The sequence below is a fragment of the uncultured Thiodictyon sp. genome (assembly GCA_903837595.1).
Taxonomy (GTDB): domain Bacteria; phylum Pseudomonadota; class Gammaproteobacteria; order Chromatiales; family Chromatiaceae; genus Thiodictyon.
This window is the reverse complement of record CAILVI010000101.1, coordinates 1-1,995: the sequence shown is the minus strand read 5'-3', so window position 1 is coordinate 1,995 and position 1,995 is coordinate 1. Positions and strand designations below refer to the sequence as shown.

General features: G+C 58.0%; 2 protein-coding genes and 1 pseudogene. 1 reads left to right on the top strand and 2 read right to left on the bottom strand.

Annotated elements, in window-relative coordinates:
• Nucleotides 1-370 (bottom strand): annotated as a pseudogene (locus QZY44_RS05715) (hypothetical protein); the annotation flags it as partial.
• Between the two features lie 31 nt (nucleotides 371-401).
• Nucleotides 402-1,004, bottom strand: coding sequence for a hypothetical protein (locus QZY44_RS05710; RefSeq protein WP_295443486.1), 603 nt, complete (start codon nucleotides 1,002-1,004; stop codon nucleotides 402-404).
• A 311-nt stretch (nucleotides 1,005-1,315) separates the two neighbouring features.
• Here QZY44_RS05710 and QZY44_RS05705 point away from each other — a divergent pair, with 311 nt between their 5' ends.
• Nucleotides 1,316-1,702, top strand: a complete 387-nt coding sequence (locus QZY44_RS05705; protein ID WP_295443484.1) for a hypothetical protein — start codon at nucleotides 1,316-1,318, stop codon at nucleotides 1,700-1,702.
• The last annotated feature ends 293 nt before the right edge of the window (nucleotides 1,703-1,995 follow it).

Here is a 1,995-nt window from a genome sequence, read left to right as displayed (position 1 = left end):
TGCGTTCGCGAAGTGTAGAGTCTTCTTTTTCATTAATCCGCTCGAGAACTGTCCTCACGATTGCGAACTTATTGATATTCTGCCGATCATTATCGACTCGTTGCTGCAAATCCGAGAGGACATCTGCTTGAACGCCAGCGCCCCGAAAGAAGACGATTACGTCGTTTTTCGAGCGGCATAGAAGCGGAATCGTGTCAATCAAGAGCGACAGCAGTTCAGGCGGGTAGTGATAGCTTGAATCCATATTTGAAGGAAAATTACCTTTGCCTCTCTTCAATCCATAGCCTGTTCTGTCTCGAGGAAAATAGGTAACAGGCCATTTTTCCTTCGCCGCCGGTTCATAGAAGCGAGCGGAATGGCTGGCGACCAAGGCCGGTCTTCCTGACCGGCCCTCTCTGGACTCAATCTCCGACCAACACGGTCACGACCGCGCTCCAATCGCCGTGGGGCTCGTCCTTATCCCACCAGCACAGACGATAGTCGCGACTTTCCGGGGTGTGGGGGACGGCAAGCGGGCGGTCATCGTAGACGCTGCCCCGGGTGAAATGGCCGTAGAGTTCCCAAGCACCGCCATTAATTCGGCTTTCGACGACGATGCCGCCATGGTGGCGTTTGGTGCAATGGATATACACCCGGAAGCCCTTGGCGTCTCGCTCCAGCACGGCGGTGAACTCGGGCGCCGGATCGTCGACCACCGCGGCGACTGCCACGATTCCGAGTTCCCGGCCGAGACCGTCGGCATAGCCGGGGTGCAGTTTCATCCGTTGCACCTGATTGAACATCCGGTTCAGTGCGCCGGGGATGATGGGAGCGGGCGGGGCGGGAAATGGCCTGGGGGTGGGGACCGGAACCGGATCGGTCCCAGTGCCGGTGGCGATGAGCGTCTTGAAGGCGGTGTTGTCGAGGGTATCCTGGCGAACGATGGGATACCATTGGGTTACCGCCCAGACATAATTACCGAGGTCCCCCTTGGTGAAGGTGATCTCCTCGGGGCCGATGCCCATTAGCGGGCCAAATTTCGGCAGAGTCTCGAGATAGCGGAGAATCCAAGCAACACGCTCGGCTTCTGTTTTGGGAAAATAGCTTTGCGAATACATAATAATTCCCCTTGATGTATTGCAGAGGGCGTCGGCATGGGACAAGCCCGTGCCATGAGCGGTTTCTACCACCGGAAAACCGCGTTGTCAAGAGCGGCTTGCGCCCATCTTCGCGCCGCCTCTATCTGTGATCGATGCGGGCAGGGTCGCCTTTCCTGACTATAACCCCGAGCGATTCGGGTAGATCCCCTTGGGCCGCGTCGCTGTTCCTTGACACTTTGGCGGCTACTGGAAGAGTTGTCAGCCCTGCCAGAAACCTTAGCGCACCTCCTGCGAAAGTTGTCAGGCTTGCTGGAAGTTTTGGCGAACCTGCTGAGGAAGTTGTCAGGCTTGCTGAAGACTTTGGCGGACCTCCTAAGAATGTTGTCAGCGTTGCCGGAAACTTTGCTGGAACTCACCAGCCGGGCTTTCGTAAACCTGCCCGCCAGCGCCTGATCGAATGCCATAAAAACAATATCTTACAGCAGGCGCGCCGGACGTTTCAGGCGCTACAAAAACTCATTTGTTGCACCTGCCAAAAAAATTTATCGGGGTTGCCGGGCCGCCGCGATAGGTTTGCAGCGGGCTGGGTGCGCGGCATGCGGGGATTGCAGCGCGCGACGTGAAGAATGAGGGCCTTGCCCTGACTCCCCGTACCCCATCGGCAAACCTGGGCATGCCCGCTCGACTGCGCGCAGCGGCGGATAAACCAACCTCAATGGATAGGGCGGGCAGCTATAAAGCGTCTGGCCCGCCGCTGTCGCCGCACAGTTGAAATCCGGTGGCGGCGTCGGCACGCGTTCACAGATCCGATAGTCCGGCACATGCAGCGTCCGCGAACCCTGGGTGAACTGGTTGTGCAGGCTGCAATCGGCGAAGGTCCTGGTGATGTTACCGAGGTTGTTGGCGAGCGCATCGG

What these genes read in the sequence shown, in the direction of transcription:
- QZY44_RS05710 (WP_295443486.1), bottom strand. Translation starts at nt 1,004, where the DNA reads ATGGGCATCGGCCCCGAGGAGATCACCTTCACCAAGGGGGACCTCGGT.